This is a genomic window from Streptomyces sp. BoleA5 (assembly GCF_000373665.1).
Taxonomy (GTDB): Bacteria; Actinomycetota; Actinomycetes; order Streptomycetales; family Streptomycetaceae; genus Actinacidiphila.
This window is the reverse complement of sequence record NZ_KB892100.1, coordinates 146379-165417: the sequence shown is the minus strand read 5'-3', so window position 1 is coordinate 165417 and position 19039 is coordinate 146379. Positions and strand designations below refer to the sequence as shown.

Annotated in this window: 16 protein-coding genes and 2 pseudogenes; 7 read left to right on the top strand and 11 right to left on the bottom strand. The window is 71.7% G+C overall.

Annotated features, from left to right (window positions below):
• Positions 1-330: pseudogene (locus B085_RS0115750) on the top strand (ABC transporter substrate-binding protein); the annotation flags it as partial.
• Between the two features lie 136 nt (positions 331-466).
• Here B085_RS0115750 and B085_RS50755 read toward each other — a convergent pair.
• Positions 467-650, bottom strand: a pseudogene (locus B085_RS50755) (FAD-binding protein); the annotation flags it as partial.
• Between the two features lie 103 nt (positions 651-753).
• Here B085_RS50755 and B085_RS0115745 point away from each other — a divergent pair.
• From B085_RS0115745 to B085_RS0115725, 5 genes are all read left to right on the top strand, one after another.
• Complete coding sequence (locus tag B085_RS0115745) at positions 754-1338, top strand: XRE family transcriptional regulator (RefSeq protein ID WP_018559523.1); 585 nt, start codon at positions 754-756, stop codon at positions 1336-1338.
• Between the two features lie 93 nt (positions 1339-1431).
• Positions 1432-2325, top strand: a complete 894-nt coding sequence (locus B085_RS0115740) for a class I SAM-dependent methyltransferase (RefSeq protein ID WP_037731773.1) — start codon at positions 1432-1434, stop codon at positions 2323-2325.
• A 220-nt stretch (positions 2326-2545) separates the two neighbouring features.
• A complete protein-coding gene (locus B085_RS42580; protein ID WP_018559521.1) occupies positions 2546-3619 on the top strand; it encodes a PP2C family protein-serine/threonine phosphatase in 1074 nt (357 codons plus the stop codon).
• 515 nt (positions 3620-4134) lie between these two features.
• Positions 4135-6663 (top strand): CehA/McbA family metallohydrolase, encoded by a 2529-nt coding sequence (locus B085_RS0115730; protein ID WP_158689746.1) that lies wholly within the window; start codon positions 4135-4137, stop codon positions 6661-6663.
• A 274-nt stretch (positions 6664-6937) separates the two neighbouring features.
• Positions 6938-7477, top strand: a complete 540-nt coding sequence (locus tag B085_RS0115725; RefSeq protein WP_018559519.1) for a manganese efflux pump MntP family protein — start codon at positions 6938-6940, stop codon at positions 7475-7477.
• On the opposite strand, the gene pqqE is transcribed toward B085_RS0115725, so the two are convergent.
• From pqqE to B085_RS51655, 10 genes are all read right to left on the bottom strand, one after another.
• Positions 7437-8597: a pyrroloquinoline quinone biosynthesis protein PqqE gene (gene pqqE / locus B085_RS42575; RefSeq protein WP_037731721.1), complete on the bottom strand. Its 1161-nt coding sequence runs from the start codon at positions 8595-8597 to the stop codon at positions 7437-7439. The genes B085_RS0115725 and pqqE overlap by 41 nt on opposite strands.
• Positions 8590-8913 carry a pyrroloquinoline quinone biosynthesis peptide chaperone PqqD gene (gene pqqD, locus B085_RS0115715; RefSeq protein WP_026251074.1) on the bottom strand — a complete coding sequence of 108 codons (324 nt, stop codon included), beginning with the start codon at positions 8911-8913 and terminating at the stop codon, positions 8590-8592. The genes pqqE and pqqD overlap by 8 nt, the downstream gene beginning before the upstream one ends.
• Positions 8914-8918: 5 nt before the next feature.
• Complete coding sequence (gene pqqC / locus B085_RS0115710; protein WP_018559516.1) at positions 8919-9629, bottom strand: pyrroloquinoline-quinone synthase PqqC; 711 nt, start codon at positions 9627-9629, stop codon at positions 8919-8921.
• 4 nt (positions 9630-9633) lie between these two features.
• Complete coding sequence (gene pqqB / locus B085_RS0115705) at positions 9634-10521, bottom strand: pyrroloquinoline quinone biosynthesis protein PqqB (protein ID WP_018559515.1); 888 nt, start codon at positions 10519-10521, stop codon at positions 9634-9636.
• Between the two features lie 119 nt (positions 10522-10640).
• Positions 10641-10763: a pyrroloquinoline quinone precursor peptide PqqA gene (gene pqqA, locus B085_RS46225; RefSeq protein WP_063741021.1), complete on the bottom strand. Its 123-nt coding sequence runs from the start codon at positions 10761-10763 to the stop codon at positions 10641-10643.
• Positions 10764-10807: 44 nt separating this feature from the next.
• Positions 10808-12508 carry a PQQ-dependent dehydrogenase, methanol/ethanol family gene (locus B085_RS0115695; RefSeq protein ID WP_018559513.1) on the bottom strand — a complete coding sequence of 567 codons (1701 nt, stop codon included), beginning with the start codon at positions 12506-12508 and terminating at the stop codon, positions 10808-10810.
• Positions 12509-12521: 13 nt separating this feature from the next.
• The gene (locus B085_RS0115690; protein WP_018559512.1) at positions 12522-12983 is read right to left on the bottom strand and encodes an MSMEG_3727 family PQQ-associated protein; all 462 of its coding nucleotides are present in this window, start codon (positions 12981-12983) and stop codon (positions 12522-12524) included.
• A 270-nt stretch (positions 12984-13253) separates the two neighbouring features.
• Positions 13254-15533 (bottom strand): catalase/peroxidase HPI, encoded by a 2280-nt coding sequence (gene katG, locus B085_RS42570; protein ID WP_018559511.1) that lies wholly within the window; start codon positions 15531-15533, stop codon positions 13254-13256.
• A 31-nt stretch (positions 15534-15564) separates the two neighbouring features.
• Entirely contained in the window at positions 15565-16959 is a 1395-nt protein-coding gene (locus B085_RS0115680; RefSeq protein WP_026251073.1) for a DNA-binding protein, read from the bottom strand.
• A 223-nt stretch (positions 16960-17182) separates the two neighbouring features.
• Positions 17183-17803: a TetR/AcrR family transcriptional regulator gene (locus B085_RS51655; RefSeq protein WP_018559509.1), complete on the bottom strand. Its 621-nt coding sequence runs from the start codon at positions 17801-17803 to the stop codon at positions 17183-17185.
• A 185-nt stretch (positions 17804-17988) separates the two neighbouring features.
• Between B085_RS51655 and B085_RS0115670 the strand changes: the two genes are divergently transcribed.
• Positions 17989-19029: an aldo/keto reductase gene (locus tag B085_RS0115670; RefSeq protein WP_018559508.1), complete on the top strand. Its 1041-nt coding sequence runs from the start codon at positions 17989-17991 to the stop codon at positions 19027-19029.
• The last annotated feature ends 10 nt before the right edge of the window (positions 19030-19039 follow it).

Sequence of the window (19039 nt, the reverse complement as noted above, 5' to 3'; positions counted from 1 at the left end):
TACGTACGCGGCTGGGTCCCGGACTACCCCGACCCGGACAACTTCACCGCCCCCTTCTTCGGCGACGGCAACGTCCTGGGCAACAACTACGTCAACAAGAAGATCACCGGCGAGCTGCTCCCGCGCACCGCCGCCGAGGCCGGCCGCGCCGCCACCTCCGCCGACTTCGAGGAACTGCAGGACATGGTCGCGGACGACGTGCCGATCATCCCGCTGTGGCAGGGCAAGCAGTACGTCGTGTCCCGGGACAACATCAACGGCCTGGAATGGACCCTCGACCCCTCCACCGTCTTCCGCTTCTGGGAGATCCAGAAGGGCGTGACTCAGTAACCGGCACGCGGTCGGGCATCGTCGGCCACCGGGGACGCGGCGTCGAGGGCGCTCACGCCGCACCCGCACCACGAAGGCCGTGACGGAAGCGGACGCGGCAGCCGCGCGAGCCTCGCGCGACTGCCGCGTCCCGGTCCGGGGGAGTGCCGTCCAGGCCGGGCAGTCCGTGGACGCCACGGGCGGGCGCGTAGCGCGGCGTTCCGCTGTCGATCACGACGACCGGGCGGCGGGAGCGGGGCCGCGTCAGAGCCCCGTTCAGCCCGGCGGCGCCGCCCGCCGATCACCACCGCGTCGATCGTCCGGTCGGGCAGCGCCGCCATCCCGTCTCCTTGCGTCGAGTCCTTGCCCGCGGCCCCGCGACGCGGCGGAGCCGCACAGCACCGCGCCAGGCACTCCTTGCCGTGAACGCATAGGCTCTTGCCCATGCCGCAAGACGATGACGCCCTGGACAGCCTGGTACGCAAACGCATCCGTGCTCTGCGCGTCGCCCAGGGCTGGTCCCTGGAGGAGCTGGCCACCCGCGCCAACGTCAGCCAGTCCACGCTCTCCCGCATCGAGAACGGGCAGCGCCGGCTGGCCCTCGACCAGCTCGTCACCCTCGCACGCGCGCTGGACACCTCCCTCGACCAGCTGGTCGAGAACGCGTCGGACGACGTCGTGTCCAACCCGGCGATCGACAGGGCGCGCGGTCAGATGCGCTGGCCGATCAAGGCGGAACCCGGCATGACCGTCGTTCGGCAGCGCATGACGAACCCGCCGCCCGACCAGCCGGCGCGCATGCGCGCCCACCCCGGCCGCGAATGGCTCGTCGTCCTGTCCGGCACCGCGGTCCTGCTCCTGGGCAACCGGCGCCTGCGGATCGAGACCAACCAGGCGGCGGAGTTCCCCACGATGCTCCCGCACGCCATCGGCGCCGAGGGCGGACCGTGCGAGATCCTCGGCATCTTCGACCGCGACGCCCGCCGCGGCCACCAGCGCGGCGACGACACGGGGAACGCGCAGCCCTGACGGTTTGCGCCTGCCGCAGCCCAGCCGGCGATCGCCTTGCGCTTTCCGGAAGCCGCGGGGCCGGGCGCCCACGGCCCGGTTAGCGTGACGGCCATGAGCCACCCCAGCCCGCAGGCAGCCGCCCCTCACGTCCACGTCCACGAGCAGGAGAACGGGTACGACCACGACCACGACAACGACGCAGCCGGCCAGGCGGAGATCCTCGACCTGGACGCGGAAGTGCTCGCCGAACACACCGCGTCCGTCACGGCATGGCTGCCGATGCAGGACAGCCCACGCCGCATCGTCGACCTCGGCTGCGGCACAGGAGCCGGAACCCTCGCCCTGCTCCGGCGCTTCCCCGCGGCACACGTGACGGCCGTCGACTCCTCGGCCCCGCACCTGGACCGCCTGCAGGCGAAGGCGGCCGCGGCCGGAGTGGCCGACCGCGTACGCCTGGTCCGCGCCGACCTCGACGCACCGGCCTGGCCGGGCCTCGGCGCCCCGGAACTGGTCTGGGCCTCGGCCTCCCTGCACCACATGGCCGACCCCGACAGAACCCTGCGCCAGGTCCACGACTTCCTGGCCCCGGGCGGCCTCCTCGCCGTCGTCGAACTGGCCGGCTTCCCCCGCTTCCTGCCCGAGGACGCCCCGGCCGACGCTCCGGGCCTGGAGGAGCGCTGCCACGCCGCACTCGACCGCCACCACGCCGAGCACGTCCCCCACCGCGGCGCCGACTGGGCCGGCAAGCTGACCGCGGCCGGCTTCGCCGTGGAGGCCGAGCGCACCCTGGCCGTCGACATCGCCCCGCCCCCCACCGAGACCGTCACCCGCTACGCCCTCGGCGCCCTGCGCCGCATACGCGGTGCCGTCGCCCCCGCCCTGACGCCGGACGACCTGGCCGCCCTCGACCGCCTGCTGGACGCCGGGAGCCCCGACGGCATCCCGCACCGCACCGACCTGCGCGTGCGCACCGAACGCACGGTCTGGGCCGCCCGCCGCCCCTGAGTTGCCCCCGATCCGCCCCCGATCCGCCCCGTGACGCCGCCCTCGGGCCGTGCAGTGCAGGGACGGGCAAAACGCTGTGCACGATCGGGCAAGGGGCAAGGTCGCCTTCCTCCCTACGGTCGAGGTGTCCCATCACGAGTGGGACGTCGATGCGCCGGCCGGGAACCGCGCGGGGATCCGCCGGTCCCGGCCCGGCGCGGACCGCGAGGGAGTGACGCCTATGGCGGACATCGAGCAGTTCGAGGAGGGGCAGGACGAGGGCAAACCGGTGCGGTATCTGGCCACCGCCAGCGTGGTGGCGTGGATCCTCGCGGTGTGCGCGGTGTGCGTGATCCTGCCGCTGTACTCCCATCCGAGCCTCGCGTGCGGCCTCGCGCCGCTGGTCACCGCGGGGACGGCGGCGATGGTGCTCGGCAACGTGAAGGACCGCTATCGCTGCAGGGAGGCGCGGGCGCACGCCGTGTCGGACACCGTGCGGCGGGTCCTGCTGCGGCCGCTCCCCGGGCGCATCGGTGCTCTGGGGCTCGCCTCCATCTACCGGCCCTGCGGGGGCCGGGGGCAGGTCGGTGGTGACCTCTACGCGGTCGCACGCGCGGGCGGGGCGACCCGGCTGATCATCGGAGACGTGTGCGGCAAGGGCCTGCCCACCTTCGAGGACGTCGCGGCGGTGCTCGGGGCCTTCCGGGAATGGGCGCCGCGCGCGGCGACCCTGGCCGAGTTGTCGGCTCGTCTGGAGGAGAGCTTCCTGTTCCACCTGGCGGAGAGCGAAGACCTCTCCCGCGACAAGGACGAACGATTCGTCACGGCGCTGCTGCTGGAGGTGCGGGACGGCGAGCGGTTCGCCCGCATGGTCAACCACGGCCATCCGCCCCCCATCCGGGCCCGCCGGGGGAGCGTGGCCCTGGTGGCGGGGTGCCCGGCTCCTCCGCTGGGCCTCTACGGGCTTCGGGACTGCGGCGCCATCGAGGAACGCTTCGAACTGTGCCCCGGGGACACGCTGTTGCTCTACACCGATGGGCTGATGGAGGCACGCGACGCCGCCGGACGCTGCTACCCGCTGCTGGAGCGGGCGACCGGGTGGCGGTGGGTCCGGCAGGGCGCGCCGAGTCATGTGTGCCTGCCGGACGTGCTGGGGGAGATCCTCGAGGATGTCGTCGACCACGCCGGCGCGCTCCCGTCCGACGACCTGGCGATGGTGGCGCTGACGCGCGTGGAGGAACCCGGCGCGCCTGTGCTGACCTGGCCGGCCGGTGAGGCGTGGCGCGAGGACGCGGGGCAGTGGGGGCCGGATTGACCTCTTGCCGGGATGCCGGGATGCCGGGGTGCTGGGCTGCAGGGGGAGGGGTCCGGTGTTCCGCGGGGGTGCAGCCCGCGGAACACCGGACCGCGGCCGTTCCGCGGGGGATCCGGGGGCACGCACGGGGGTCGTTCGACCCGGACGGCGGCCGCACCCATAGGGGCGTTTGACCCATGCGTGGGGCATGCACCTACTGCCAGACTGGCGGGGCGGGAGGAGACGGCTGGGTCCTGCGCGAAGCCGGTCGAGAGGCCGGCTCCTCAGCGCTGCCCCGGGGCGTTTGCGTCCGCGGCCTCCTGGCGCGAGCCGCCAGGGACGGCCCGCCCGGGTCCCGTAGGAGCCGGGCTTGACGTAACCCGCTGCCTGGCGGCGGCCGTCCGGGACGCGGGCGTCTGATGCGCCGATCACCGCGAACAGTTCTCTATCAGTTCATTTCCCCGAAAAAGGGGCGCCTTAGTGTCCAGGAGGCTGCACCGATCCGCAGGGGAACGGTGCGAGGAAAGGCGCGGTACATGGAAACGACAAGAGGGTCCAGCGGGCAGGACCGCGGGTCCGAGGCACTGACCCGGCGGAAGTTCGTGGTCATGGCGGGTTCCGCCGTCGTGGCGGTCAGCGTCGGCGCGGGCACCGCCGAGGCCGCCGCGGGGCCCGCTTCGGGGCAGGGCGGCAAGGTCAAGACCGCGGGCCGGACGTCCGCGCTCAACCGGGCGAAGGCGCCCACGGGCAAGTGGCTCGCGGGTGACACCCACGTCCACGACGACCACTCCTCGGACGGCAGCGGGCCCCGCCAGACGTCCCACCAGACCCTGCCCGGCAACCTTCCCGTCGGCGACCAGATCGCGCAGGGCGAGAAGGCCGGCCTCGACTTCATGCCGCTGACCGACCATCGGACGTACGACCAGGTCTGGGACCCCCAGTGGAAGTCGTCCGAACTGCTGCTGATCCCGGGCGAGGAGGCTAACGGCTCGCCCCACGCCATCGTGCTGGGCAACGTGGACGTGATCGTGGACGGCGCCAACCCGCCCGGCTCCGCGGCCTTCCGGCACGTGCAGCAGTCGGTCTGGGACGCCCACGCGCAGGGTGCCGTGTGGTCGCAGGCCCACCCCGACGACGGCGAGTACACGCCGGCGACGGGCCCGAACGCCAACGCCAGCGTCCAGGGCGCGGACCTCGCCGAGGTGCTCAACGTCTCCACCGGCCCGGACGAGCAGGTCGAGTACGCGGAGAACCGGTGGAACGCCGGTTTCCGTTTCGGGGTGGCGGCGGCGAGCGACTGCCATTTCCGCGAGCTGTGGGACGTCGACGCCCCCGGGACACCCACCACCCATGTCTTCGCGGCGGAGCGTTCGGTCCTGGGCATCCTCGACGGGTTCCGCAGCGGCCGTACGACGGTCGCCCAGAACACCTCGGGGCCGTTCCTGACGATCGAGGCGGACGCGGACGGTGACGGCGTGTTCGAAGCGATCGGCGGCGACGAGGTGGTCGTGGCCGACCGCAAGCTGCCCAAGAAGGCCACGCTGCGGGTGAAGGTGAGGGGCGGCAAGGGAACCACCGTCCACGTGTACGCCGCCCCCGGCCGTACCGCGGGCCCGATCGCGAGCTACCGGCCGCAGCGGGCCAACGAGAGCTACGAGCTGCCGCTGGTCCTCAAGGGCACGGACCACGGCTGGTTCCGGGCCGAGGCCCGCTCACCCGGCAGCCCCTCGGGTTCCGACGCCGACCCGAACCTGCCGGACCAGCTGCGGGGCGCCACCTCGCCGATCTTCGTCTCGGTCGGCGCTCCGGCCGTCCCCCGGCCCGAGTTCCCGCTCCCCGCCGCCGACACCGCCGACGACAAGGCGGAAATCGTCACCGGCGACCTGGGCGCGTTCGCCGGATTCTCCGATGTCGCGGTCGTCGGAGACGTCACGCACATCGTGGCGGAGGTGCACGAGGACCACGCCAGCAAGGTGGTCTACCGCCGGATCGACGGCAGGGGCCGGATCTCCAAGTCCGTCACCCTTTCCGGTCGTTCGGCCACCGCGCGGTTCCCGCGCATAGCCGCCGACTCCCAGGACGTGTGGGTGGTCTGGCAGGACGAGCAGGGCAAGGAGCAGCCGCACCGTCCGGTGATCCTGCTCGCGCACAGCGCGAACGGCGGCAGCTCCTTCAAGGCCCCGGACAAGATCAGCAAGGGCAAGGGGCGCGCCGTCCACCCGGCGCTGGCGCTGGTCGGCGGCCACCCGCTGGTCGCGTGGTCCGACAACAGCGGCGGCGCCTTCGACGTGTACGCGCAGATCGTCGGCGTCGACAAGGCCGCGGTCAACATCTCCGCGGCCGGCAAGGTGACCGGTCCCGGCGTGCCCGGCGACGCGCGCTCCCCGCGCTACCCCGCCTCCCTGTTCCCGGCCGTCGCCGTCCACGACGGCCGGCACGCGGTGATCAGCTGGCAGGACGACCGCTACGACCCGGACCCGCTGTGGACCGGCCACACACCGCCCGCTGGCGAGCCGGCCGGCGGCGGTACGGACCCCGACAACTGGCAGGTGCTGGCGTCGGTACGCAAGGCACCGGGCCGCGGCTGGGGCACCCCTGTCCAGGTCAGCAAGGTCAGCGACCGCTCCGACAGGCATCCGGAGCTGACCGTCGACGAGGACGGCACGTTCGTCGCGATCTGGGAGAGCGGCGCGCTGCAGAGCTCCGGCTCCAACCTCCAGCTCCGGGCCGGCCGCTCCACCGACGGCGGCCTCACGTGGACGGCGTTCGAGAACGTCGGCCTCGACGCCGACGCGATGAGCCAGCGGGCGAAGCTCGGCGTGGACCCCGACGGCACGGTTCGCGCGGTCTGGTACGACTCCCGCTCGGCCGACTGGCGGTGGAAGATCTTCACCGCCACTCTCGACGGGAAGAAGGGCTGGTCCCAGGCCACCCAGGTGAGTCACCGGGGCAACGGCACCTGGCCCGCCCTGCACCGCGGCGTCGTGGTGTTCACCAGTGACCGCGGCGCGACCCGTACTCAGCGCGACGAGACGCAGCAGGTCTTCCGGGCGAAGCTGGTCTGACCCGTCGGCGCGCGGCCCGCACGGCACCGCCCTCCCCACGCGCCTCGGACACGCGGTACGACCGATGGCGCGCCGGGGGAGGCGGTGCCGTGCGGGCCGCCCCATGCGTCGATTGGCCCCGGGCGTCGCGGCGAGTAGTGTGGAAAACGCGCCGGAAGTCGGCTTTGTTGAGCGAATTTCGCGGCCCGTTGGGGATCGTTCCCCACCTGACGGATGGTTCACGCGGTGGATCCGGCGCCGCCGTCGTCCGTCGTCATCGGGCAGCGCCGTCGTCATGGTGTGGGAAATACTGGTCCTGGGTTTTGTACTCAGTCTCGACAACTTCCGGGTGTCGATCGCGCTCGGCACCGTCCCGTTCGGTCTGAGGCGGGCGGTGCAGGTGGCGCTGACCTTCGGATTGTGGGACGCGGTCATGCCCCTTGTCGGGCTGCTGATCGGTCGCCGGCTCGGGGAGTCCGTCGGGGACGTCGCCGACCTGGTGGGCGCCGCCGCACTCGGCGGGTACGGTCTCTACCTCGTCGTCTCGGCCCTGCGGAACCCCGAGCCCGAGGAGCTGGACCACCCGTGGGCGTTGTTCGGCATCCCGTTGACACTGAGCCTGGACAACCTGTTCGCGGGAGCGAGTCTGGGTCTCCTCGGGCTCTCGCCGTGGTTCTCGGCCGCCCTCTTCGGAATCGTGACGGCGGTGATGTCGCTGGTGGGGCTGCAGCTAGGGCGGGCCACGGCGCGTCTGATCCGCATCCGCTCGGACCTGCTGAGCGGGGTCACCTTGATCATCGCCGCCGTGGCGCTGCCGTTGTGGTTCGGTGGCTAGCCCGATCCGCCCCGGATCCGGTCCGGCCGGCGGGCCGGTCCGGCCGGTGCGGCCGGGGGACCAGCGCGGGATCGTCGGCCCGCGAGCCGGTGTTGGCGTCCTCGACCGCCCGGGCGACGAGCTGGTGGTCGGGCGACAGGTGACAGACCGGGTCGGTACGGGCCGCGTCGCCGGTGAGCAGGAACGCCTGGCAGCGGCAGCCGCCGAAGTCGACCTCCCGCCGGAAGCAGCTCCGGCAGGGCTCGGGCATCCAGTCGGTCCCCCGGAACGCCGTCATCACCGGGGATTCGGCCCAGATCCGCGCCAGCGAGTCCTCCCGCACGCTGGCCCGAGGCAACGGCAGGGACTGCGCGGCCGGGCAGGGCAGGACGTCGCCGTTCGGCGTCACGGTCAGCTGCCGGGACGCCCAGCCGCCCATGCAGGGCTTCGGGTAGCGGCTGTAGTAGTCGGAGATGACGTAGATGACGTCCATGCGGTCCCGCAACCTGTCGCGGGCGGCCCGCACGACGGCCTCGGCGGCGTCGAGCTGGGCCCGGCTGGGCAGCAACGCGGCACGGTTGCGCCAGGCCCAGCCGTAGTACTGGGTGTTGGCCAGCTCCAGCCGGTCGGCGCCGACCTCCTCGGCCAGGGCGAGCACTTCGGCGACCCGGTCGATGTTGTGCCGGTGCAGCACCACGTTCACGGTCAGGGGCCAGCCCAGCTCCTTGACCAGTCGCATCGCCTCGATCTTGCGCCGGAAGGACGGGATGCCGGCGATCCGGTCGGACACGGCCGCTTCGTCGGCCTGGATGCTGATCTGCACGTGGTCCAGCCCGGCCGCCCGCAGTTGCCCGGCCTTCGGACGGGAGAGCCCCAGGGCGCTGGTCACGAGGTTGGTGTAGAGACCCAGGTCGTGAGCGGCCGCCGTGATCTCCACCAGGTCGCGCCGCAGCAAAGGTTCCCCGCCGGACAGGTGGCACTGCAGAACCCCCAGGTCCGCGGCCTCGGCCAGCACCCGCCGCCACTCGTCCAGGGCCAGCTCGTCCCGGTAGCCGGCCATGTTCAGCGGGTTGGAGCAGTACGGGCAGGCCAGCGGGCAGCGGTAGGTGAGTTCGGCGAGCAACCCGAACGGGCTATCCATCGGTGAGCTCCATCCAGCGCCGGGCGACGAGCCGGGCCAGGAACCGCCGCACCTCGTTCCCGGAAACGGCCTGGTAGTGGGTGCCCAGCTCGGTCACGATCTCCACCACGGTGTGCCGCCCGTCGCACAGTTCGAGGATCGCCGCGCCGCTGCCGTTCAGGACCACCACCGTCTCGGGGTGCAGCAGGATCGGGCGCTGTCTGGTCCGGCAGAAGGTGAGCCGGACATGGCGCGCCAGCACGGGCCGGTCGGCGCCGCACACCTCGACGCCGGGGCCGGTCCTGGTCCTGGTCGTTCCTGTGGAGGTCGTGTCCATGGCGGTCACTTCGGGTAGGCGTGTTCGATGGAGTCCATCAGACTCCACAGGACGTCGCACTTGAACGACAGCGCGTCGACGGCGCGGGCCTGGGACTCGGCGGAGACGCAGTGCGACGTGACCACCTGGAGGGCGTGTTCGCAGTCACGGGGGGCCTGCTCCAGGCGGGTGCGGAAGTAGGCGAGGCCCTCGGGCTCGATCCAGGGGTACCAGCGCTCGAACGCGGCCAGGCGCGCGGCCATCAGATCGGGTGCGAACAGCTCGGTGAGCGACGAGGCCACCGCCTCCACCCACGGGCGGGTCCGGGCGAAGTTCACGTAGGCGTCGACGGCGAACCGCGCCCCGGGTACCAGGTGCCGGTGGTCGCGGACCTCCTCGCGCGTCAGCCCCGCGGCCTCGCCGAGGCGCAGCCACGCCTCGATGCCGCCCTCGCCGGCGGCGGTGCCGTCGTGGTCGGTGATCCGCCGCAGCCAGCGACGGCGGAACTCGAGGTCGGGGCAGTTGGAGAGGATCGCGGCGTCCTTGCGGGGGATGTTCTCCTGGTAGTAGAAACGGTTGGCCACCCAGCCGCGGATCTGGCGAGGACTCAGCCCGCCGGCGTTCATCAGGACGTGGAACGGGTGCTGGTCGTGGTAGCGCCGCGAGTGGGCCCGCAACGTCTCGACGAAGCCGTCGGTGCCGTTGTTCCCGGCTGTCCTCGCGGGAGTTGTCGTCACGGCTCTACACCTGGACCTCGAGGCCGTCCGCGGCCACCTCTATGCCGCTCTCCCGCAGTGCGCGCCGCTCGGGTGCGTCCTCCAGGAGAACGGGGTTGGTGTTGTTGATGTGGACGAGGATCGTCCGCCCCGCGGCGAGCGACGGGAGCTGGGACAGGCTGCCGTCCGGGCCGTCGATGGGCAGGTGACCCATCTCCCGGGCCGTCCTGCCTGTCAGGCCGAGCCGGACGAGCTCGTCGTCGCGCCAGCAGGTCCCGTCGAACAGCAGGCATCCGCAGCCTTCGATCTCCCCGCGCAGCGCTGCTGTCAGCGACTGCGCCGCCGGCAGGTAGACCAGCGTGCCCCCGGTGCGCTCGTCGGTCAGCCGGTAGCCCACGACACGGCCGTGGTCCGCCTCGGCTCCGAACCGGGCGCGTTTGGCGGTGGGAACGTCGAACGCCCGGCAGGACAGCCCGTCGGCCAGCGCCAGGTCGCTGCCGGGGACCACGGCCTGCCAATCGACGGTGCAGTAGTGCCGCAGCGTGCTCAGGATCCCCGAGCCGTCGCACAGGGTCTTGTGTGTCGCCGGTGTGGCGTACACGCGCAGGGCCCGGGCCTCGCGCAGCAGCAGCAGGCCCAGTGTGTGGTCCAGTTCGGCGTCGGTCAGCAGCACCGCTTGCAGCGGTGTCGTCCGGTCGCCCCGCGGGTGCAGGCCCGGAAAGGCCTCGAACTGGGCGCGGAGGTCGGGGGAGGCGTTGAGGAGGAACCACCGGCGGTGGTCGGCGCTGACGGCGATCGAGGACTGGGTGCGCGGGGGTGCGGCCCCGGAGCGGACCGCGGCGCACACCGGGCAGCCGCAGTTCCACTGCGGGGATCCGCCTCCCGCCGCTGAGCCCAGCACGCGCAGCAGCACGCCGCACTCCCTTCGTCCTGTGTCCGCCTTCGGGCCGGTCGATCGTCCGCCCGGCCGTACGTGGGCGTCCCAAGCCGTGGGGGGCGCCGCCGGACACGGTCCGGCGTGCCCCGCATCCGCTAGTCCTCGAGCCGGGCGACGTAGGCCGTCACCTCGGCCGCGACCGCGATCTCCTCGAACTCGGGCGTCTCCCACACGGCGAGCTGGGATTCCAGCTGGCATTCCATGGGCTGGGATTCCATGGACCCACCTCCTTTCCGACCGGATACGGCAGATCCGCGTCGCGCTACGACCAGTCAGGGAGGGCGAAGACGATCAGGGCGCTTCCGTGCCCCGCACCGAGCATGCCGGGGAGGAATCCCTCGGCCCACCCGCCCCAGCCGACCGGCACGGCGACGTACTGCCTGTCGTCGACCATGTAGGTGGTCGGGCTGCTGTGGTGGCCGCTCCCGCACTGGAACTGCCACAGCAGCTTCCCGGTGCGGGCGTCGAGCGCGTTGAACTCGCCGGACGGTTCACCGGCGAACACCAGGTCACCGCCGGTGGCCAGCACCGAGGCGCACATCGGCAGTTCGTTGCGCCAGCGCCACTTCTCCGCGCCGTCGGCGTCGAACGCGCTGACGGACCCGGCCATGTCCTCGATGTCCACCTGAACGCCCGCGCCCCAGTACGGGATGCTCTCCCTGAACTCCCGGCGCCGCCGGGTGGCCGTGGCACCCGTGTCCTGGACGGGGACGTAGAACAGCTCGGACTTCGGGCTGTAGGCCGCGTGGGTCCATTCCTTGGCGCCGGCCGGTCCCGGGTAGAAGTGGACGGGTTCTCCCTCCTTGTCGGGGTACGCCTTGGCCGTCACCCGGCCGTCCCTCGTGATGGCCCCCCACGTGATGCGGTCCACGAAGGGGGTGATGCCGACCCTCGCCCCGTTCGTGCGGTCGAGGACGAAGAAGTAGCCGTTCTTGTCGAAGTGCCCGAGCAGTTTGCGTCCGTCCCGCTCGAACAGGATGCACTCGGCGATGCTGTCGTAGTCCCACACGTCGTGCGGGGTGCACTGGTAGTGCCAGCGGATCCGGCCGCTGTCGACGTCGACGGCGATGACGCAGTCGGTGAAGAGGTTGTCCCCCTCGCGGACACCTCCGTCGAAGTCGGGCGCCGGATTGCCGGTGCCGACGTACAGCAGGTTGGTCTCCGGGTCGAACGTGCCGGTGACCCAGCAGTTGGCCCCACCACGCGCCCAGGCCTCGCCGTCGGCGGGCCAGGTCTCCGAGCCCGGCTCCCCGGGTTTGGGCACCGTGTAGCAGCGCCACTGGTGCTCGCCGGTGGCCAGGTCGAATGCGTCGAGGTGGCCGCGTACGCCGAACTCGCCGCCGGAACTGCCGACGACGACCATGTTCTTCACGACCAGCGGGGCGAGTGTGGCGCTCTCGCCGGCTCTGACGTCGCCGTAGGTCTTGTCCCAGACCCGTTTGCCGGTGGTGGCGTCGAGTGCGAGGAGACGGGCGTTCGGCGTGACGGTGAAGACCTTCCCCTGGGCCACGGCGACCCCGCGGTTGACGTTCCCGCAGCACAGGGACACGTCGAAGGGGACGGCGTGTTTGTAGCGCCAGATCTCCACGCCGGTCTTCGCGTCGAGTGCCCAGACCCAGCCGTCCCAGCCGGACACGAACATGACCCCGTCGACGACGATCGGGGCGGCCTCGAACGAGTAGGTCGACGCACCCGCGATCAGTCCGGTCGTACCGGCCTGGAAGACCCATGCGGGGACGACACGCTTGACGCTGTCCGTGTTGATCTGGTCCAGCGGACTGTACCGCTGGCCGTTGTAGGCGCCGTAGTAGGTGAGCCAGTTGTGGGGTTCCCGGCGGGCGTTGAGTATGCGCTCGTAGTCGAGGCCGGCCACCACCGGCGGCGCGATGTCCCCGCCCGCGACCTTGCCGCTCAGCAGCCCCTGGTCGACGGCTTCGCCCGCGTCCACGTAGTCGACGGACATCTCCTCCTCCTTCCTACGGCCGCGGTTGCTCGGGGCGGTCGAGACGAGCCTCCGGCGGAGCCTCCCCCAGGACGACGATGGCCCCGGTCAACCCCCGGCCCTCGTCGTTGCCCGTGGGCGAGCAGTACCAGTAGTAGCCCGGTCCGTCGAGGTTGAGGGTCGCGCGTCCGCGCGAATGGTTCACCAGCCAGATGAACTTCCGGTCGCCATTGCTCGGCAGGAGCGCGCAGTGCGTGTTCAGATCGTCATTGACGAGTTCGAGTTCGATATCGCCTCCGTGGGGCATGACCAGAATGGACGGATCCCAGGTCAGCTCGTCCGGGTGGATCCGAATCGTGGCCCGCATGGTGCCATCCGATGTCTCGTCGGCGTATCCGATGCTCCCGGTTCCCAGCACCTGACCCAGCGCCGCCTTGTTCTGTTCGGCCAACCCGATCTTGTCCAGCAGGTCGGATCGCTCCTGCGTGGTCGTCATCGGGGCGTCACTCTCCTCATGCCGAGATCGCCGTGTTCTTTGTGCCGGCCGCACTGACCGAGGTACGTGGCGGCCGGTTGCACACCGCCCTCGAAAGCGGTCTCCGAATGGACTTCGAAGAATTTCGTCGCATCGGAATTCCATTGCGCGGGATTGCATGCGCGGGAAAGCGGACAATGTGCCGCCTGACAAGCACGCTACGCCGGACGGATCACACCGACAAGGGTGAGCGCGTGCGCGGGCCGGATCATGCCGTTCGTCCGCGACCGGCTACCGTTCGTCGCCCGTGTGCCCCCGTCGGGAGGATCGAACGAGGTCGTACCGGTCCAGGCTCATGACCTTGTCCCACGCGGCGACGAAGTCCTTCACGAACTTCTCCCGTGCGTCGTCGCCGGCGTAGACCTCCGCGATGGCACGCAACTCGGAGTTCGAGCCGAAGACGAGGTCGACGCGACTGCCCGTCCACTTGACCTCGCCGGTGCCCCGGTCGCGCCCCAGGAAGGTTTCGGCGGCCGCGGACGCCGGCTCCCATGCCGTGCCCGTGTCGAGCAGGTTCACGAAGAAGTCGTTGGTCAACGACCCGGGCCGCGAGGTGAACACGCCCAGCGGCGACTGGCGGTAGGTGGCGCCCAGCACCCGCAGGCCACCCACCAGGACGGTCATCTCGGGCGCGCTCAGGTCCAGCAGACTCGCGCGGTCGACCAGCAAATGCTCCGGCGGCAGCCGGTCGTTCCCGCCACCGCAGTAGTTGCGGAACCCGTCCGCGGCCGGCTCGAGGGAGGCGAAGGACTCCACATCGGTCCACTCCTGCGTGGCGTCCGTGCGTCCCGGAACGAAGGGGACCCGGATCCCGTGGCCGGCCACTTCGGCGGCCCGCTCGACGGCGGCGGCCCCGCCGAGCACGATGAGGTCGGCCAGCGAGATCCTCTTGTCCCCTGCCTGGGATCCGTTGAAGGACTCCCGGACCTCCTCCAGGGTGCCCAGCACCTGTGCCAGCCTGCCGGGGTCGTTGACCTCCCACCCCCGCTGCGGCTCGAGGCGGATGCGCGCGCCGTTCGCCCCGCCGCGCCTGTCGCTGGCGCGGAAGGTCGACGCCGACGCCCACGCGGTCGAGACGAGCTGGGCGACCGACAGCCCGCTGGCGAGGACCCGGCTCTTGAGCTCGGCGATGTCCGCCGCCCCGACGAGCTCGTGGTCCACGGCCGGGACCGGGTCCTGCCAGAGCAGGGTCTCCCGCGGGACCAGCGGTCCGAGGTAACGCCGGACCGGACCCATGTCGAGGTGCGTCAGCTTGAACCAGACCCGGGCGAAAGCGTTCGCGAGCTGGTCGGGGTGGTCCAGGAAACGCCGTGAGATCGGCTCGTAGACCGGGTCCGACCGCAGTGCCAGGTCCGTCGTCAGCATGGTCGGGGCGTGCGTCGTCGACGGGTCGTGGGCGTCCGGCACGGTGCCGGCACCGCCGCCGTCCCGCGGGATCCACTGCCACAGACCGGCGGGGCTCAGCTCCAGGTCCCACTCGTAGCCGAACAGCGTCTCGAAGAAGCTGTTGTCCCACGTCGTGGGGGTCGGCGTCCACGTGCCGTGGAGCCCGCTGGAGATGGTGTCAGGGCCCTTCCCGGTGCCGTAGCCGCTCTTCCACCCCAGGCCCTGCTCCTCAAGAGGAGCACCCTCGGGCTCGGGGCCGAGGTGGGTGGCCGGGTCGGCGGCGCCGTGGGTCTTGCCGAACGTGTGGCCGCCCGCGATCAACGCGACGGTCTCCTCGTCGTTCATCCCCATGCGGCCGAAGGTCTCGCGGATGTCCCGGGCCGAGGCGAGCGGGTCCGGGACGCTGTTCGGTCCCTCCGGGTTGACGTAGATGAGTCCCATCTGGTCGGCGGCCAGCGGACGCTGCAGCTCCCTGACGCCGCCATGGCGTTCGTCGCCGAGCCAGGCGTGCTCGGGACCCCAGTAGACGTCCTCGTCGGGTTCCCACACGTCCGCCCGGCCGCCCGCGAAACCGAAGGTCGTGAGACCCATCGTCTCCAGAGCACGGTTGCCGGCGAAGACCATCAGATCGGCCCAGGAGATTGTGCGGCCGTACTTCTTCTTCACCGGCCACAGCAGCCTGCGGGCCTTGTCGAGGTTGCGGTTGTCCGGCCAGCTGTTCAGCGGTGCGAAACGCTGCATGCCGGCGCCGGCGCCACCCCGGCCGTCATGGACGCGGTAGGTGCCGGCGCAGTGCCACACCATCCGGATCACGAGTGGCCCGTAGTGGCCGAAGTCGGCCGGCCACCAGTCCTGCGACGTGGTCAGGGCCTCGTCGACGTCGCGCGCCAGGGCGTCGAGGTCGAGTGTGCGGAACTCGGCGGCGTAGTCGAAGTCCGCACCCATGGGGTTTGCACTGGCGGGGTGCTTCCGCAGGATCCTCAGGTCGAGCCGGCCCGGCCACCAGTCGCGATGGCCCGCGGCGCCGATCGGGCGGCCGCGTCGCCCGGTGGGGACGGAGAGACCGAGGCCGCCCGCGTTGCCGGCGTTCGTCCGGTCGGCGGCGGCATCCGGAAAGTCGGACACGGGAATCTCCTTCCGGAGGTGGCGTCGTGGTTCAGATGTTCAGCGCGCGACGCACGGCCGGCGCGTTCCGCCGGGAGACCGGCACCAGTTCGTTCGTCCGGCCTTCCATGACCAGCGACAGCTCGCCCTTGAGCCCGCGCTCGATCTCCCGGATGCGGCTGAGATTGACGACGTAGCGGCGGTGCACCCGCAGGAAGCCGACATCCGCCAGATCGCTGTCGAGTCTGTCCAGGCTCAGTGAGGCGGCCCGCAATCGGCCCTGATCGGTGGAGAGCCACACGTCGCTCCCGTGCGACTCGGCGAAGGAGACTTCCGGCAGCCGCAGCAGCACCATCCGGTTGTCACGCAGCGCGACCAGCCGGCGCGGCGGTAGCCGAGGGTGCGCGGACCCCTCCGTCCCGGGCAGCCGCGCACCGTCGGAGACCCCGAACAGCACCAGGGACCCGATCAGGTGGCCGGAGGAGAAGACGGGCCGGAAGGTGATCGACGTCGGCTCGTCGGCGAGGTGGGCGAAGATCTGCGTCGAGCCGACCCAGTCGCGATCGTGGACCGCCTGACTGCCGGCGTACCGGGCGGCCGCGATGAATTCCGGCAGCCCGGGGTTCCATCGCAGGGTGGGGTCGATCGCCGGGGTGGACGCGGGGACGCCCAGGAGCACGCCCGCCATGTCGTCGGCGATCACCACCTTGCCCGCGGTGTCCACGGCGGCGAGCGCCGCACCGGTCGTCGCCCTGGCCTGGGTGTACGCCGCGACCAGCTCCGCGCCGCTGTCCCGGGCGCGGCTCTTGAGGGGGTAGCGGGTCATGGTCACGGCGCTCGCCAGCCAGCTCTCGACGGCCGGGGGAAGCCCGCCGCGCCAGCAGGAGACGTTCAGCACCGCGATCGGTTCGCCGGTCACCACGTCACGCACCGCGATGCCCGCGCACACCCAGTTGTGGAAAGCCCGGCACCAGTGCTCGGCGCCCCTGATGGACACCGGGCCGTGCGCCTCGAGCGCCGTGCCCGTGGCGTTCGTGCCGACCGCGCGCTCGGACCAGCAGAACCAGGGCGCCAGATTGCAGTCGCCGGCCCGCACGAGCGTGGCGTGATCACCCCACGCGGCGAGGATCCGCCCGGTGGCGTCGGCGACGGTGACGACGCCGCCGAGGCTGCCCACTTCATGCGCCACGGCGGCGGCACGAAAGCCCAGTTCGGCGAAGACCGCATCGTGCTCGGGGGTGTGTTCGGGCTTCGCCACGGCCACCGGAGCCTTGGTGAGGTGGGGATCGACTCGGTACTGCTCCCGGCAGCGGTGCCAGGAGATCGCCACCAGCGGCCGGACACCCGGGACGTGATCCTCGCCCTGCACGAACCGTTCCCATGCGGCGAGCACGGGGCCGCCGCCGATGCTCGCCGCGTCGGGCTCGATCCGATGTGTGTCCCTCATGGTTCGGAACCGCCTCAGGTCCATCCCCGATGCCCGACGGCTTGAGCGCGGTCCGCTCCGGTCGCCGCTCGTGGCGGCCGGACCTGCAGCGGACCGGTTGCCGGGCCGCGGGCCCTGCTCCTGCGTCACCCGTTCCGGGCCGTCTCACAGCCCATCAATGCCCACCAATGCCCACCAATGCCCACCCTAGTACCGCCGAGGGGCTGCGGACGTCCCGTGGGGGTCAGGTGCCGGGGCGACGGTAGACGCCGTGCCACCAGGTGTGCGCGAGTTCGCGGGCGAACGCGGGGTCGCTCGCCGCGTCGGCAGAGGTGACCTGGTCCGTCAAGGCGCGCTCGCCGCCGGTGACGATGATCCGCGTGGCGCTGACGGGGTCGACGCCGGCGGCGGTCCGGCCGGCCTCCTGCTCGGCCCGGAGGACCTTGACCGTCCAGTCGGTGAACTGGTTCAGCTCGGCCGTGAAGTAGTCGCGCACGGCGCTGTCGTACGTCGCGACCTCGGCGAGCGCCCGCCGGACCGCGGCGTGCCGCCGGTAGACCTGGATCACCTGCAGGAAGGCCTCTTCGAGGCCGTCGACGCCGGCCGCGGGCTGCCACGCCGAGGTGACGTCGAAGGACGAGGCCATGAGCTGGTTCGCCAGGCGCAGCAGCAGGTCGGTCTTGTCGCGGAAGTGGCTGTAGAAGGTCGAGCGGGCGACGCCGGCCTCGGTGCAGATCTGCTGCACGCCGAGTTCCGTGAAGGTGGCGCCGCCGGCCAGCAGGCGCTGGGTCGAGGCCAGGACGTCCGCCTCGGCCGAGGTGGGGCGGCCGACCTTCGCGCCGCGTCGGCGGGTGATCGAGGGCATGTCCGGATCCTGGGTCGTCGTGGGGCCGGGGCCCGGCGGGGGAACGTCAGATTACACCGTGTCCGGACATCGTGTAGCGTAATTTCCGGACGTGATGTCCGGACGTGGCGATCGGAAAGGTGTGGGGCGCCCTGCCCCGGCCGCCGCCGCGACCAAGCACGTACGTGTGCCTACGAGGAGTGACTGTGAAATATCGTCTGCTGGGACGTACCGGGGTCTGGGTCTCCGAGATCTCCCTGGGCGCGATGACGTTCGGAGGCAGGGACCACCCGGTGTACGGCACCCATGGGGCGCTGGGTCAGGAGGACGTGGACCGGGTGGTCGGCGCGGCGCTGGACGCCGGGATCAACTTCCTGGACACCGCGGACGTCTACGCCGACGGCGAGAGCGAGGAACTGCTCGGCCGGGCGGTCGGGCGGCGCCGGCGGGACGTGGTGCTGGCGACCAAGCTGCTCGCTCCGGTCGGACCGGGGCCCAACGATCAGGGACTCTCTCGGCTGCACGTGATGCGGGCCCTGGAGGACAGTCTGCGCCGGCTGGGGACCGACTACATCGACCTCTACCAGATCCACAATCACGACCACCTGACTCCCCTGGAGGAGACGCTGAGCGCCCTCGACGACGCGGTGCGCCAGGGCAAGGTCCGCTACATCGGCTGCTCCAACCTGGCCGCCTGGCAGATCAGCAAGGCGCTGGGCATCTCCGCGCTGCACCACCAGGCGGCGTTCGTCGCCAACCAGGCCCACTACTCGCTGGTGGCGCGCGACGCCGAGCACGAGCTGGTGCCCCTGGCCGAGGACGCGGGACTGGGCCTGACGGTGTGGCAGCCGCTGGCCGGCGGATTCCTCACGGGCAAGTTCGACCGTGGTGGGGCGACCACGGAACCGGACTCCCGCCGTGCCCGGAACGGCTTCGACTTCATACCGTTCGACGAGGACCGGGGATTCGCGGTGCTCGACGTGGTCCGGGCCGTCGCGGCACGGCACGAGGTCGGCCCGGCCCGGGTGGCCCTGGCCTGGCTGCTCGCGCAGCGCGCCGTCACCAGCGTGATCGTCGGCGTCCGCACGGTGGAGCAACTCGCGGACGACGTCGCCGCCGGCGACCTTACGCTGACCGGGCAGGACCTCGCCGAACTCGACGAGGTCAGCAGGCCACCGGCGACTTATCCGAACTGGATCCAGCAGTGGTTCGCCCCGACCCGGATCCCCGCCGGGAACCTGGCCTGACGGACTGCCG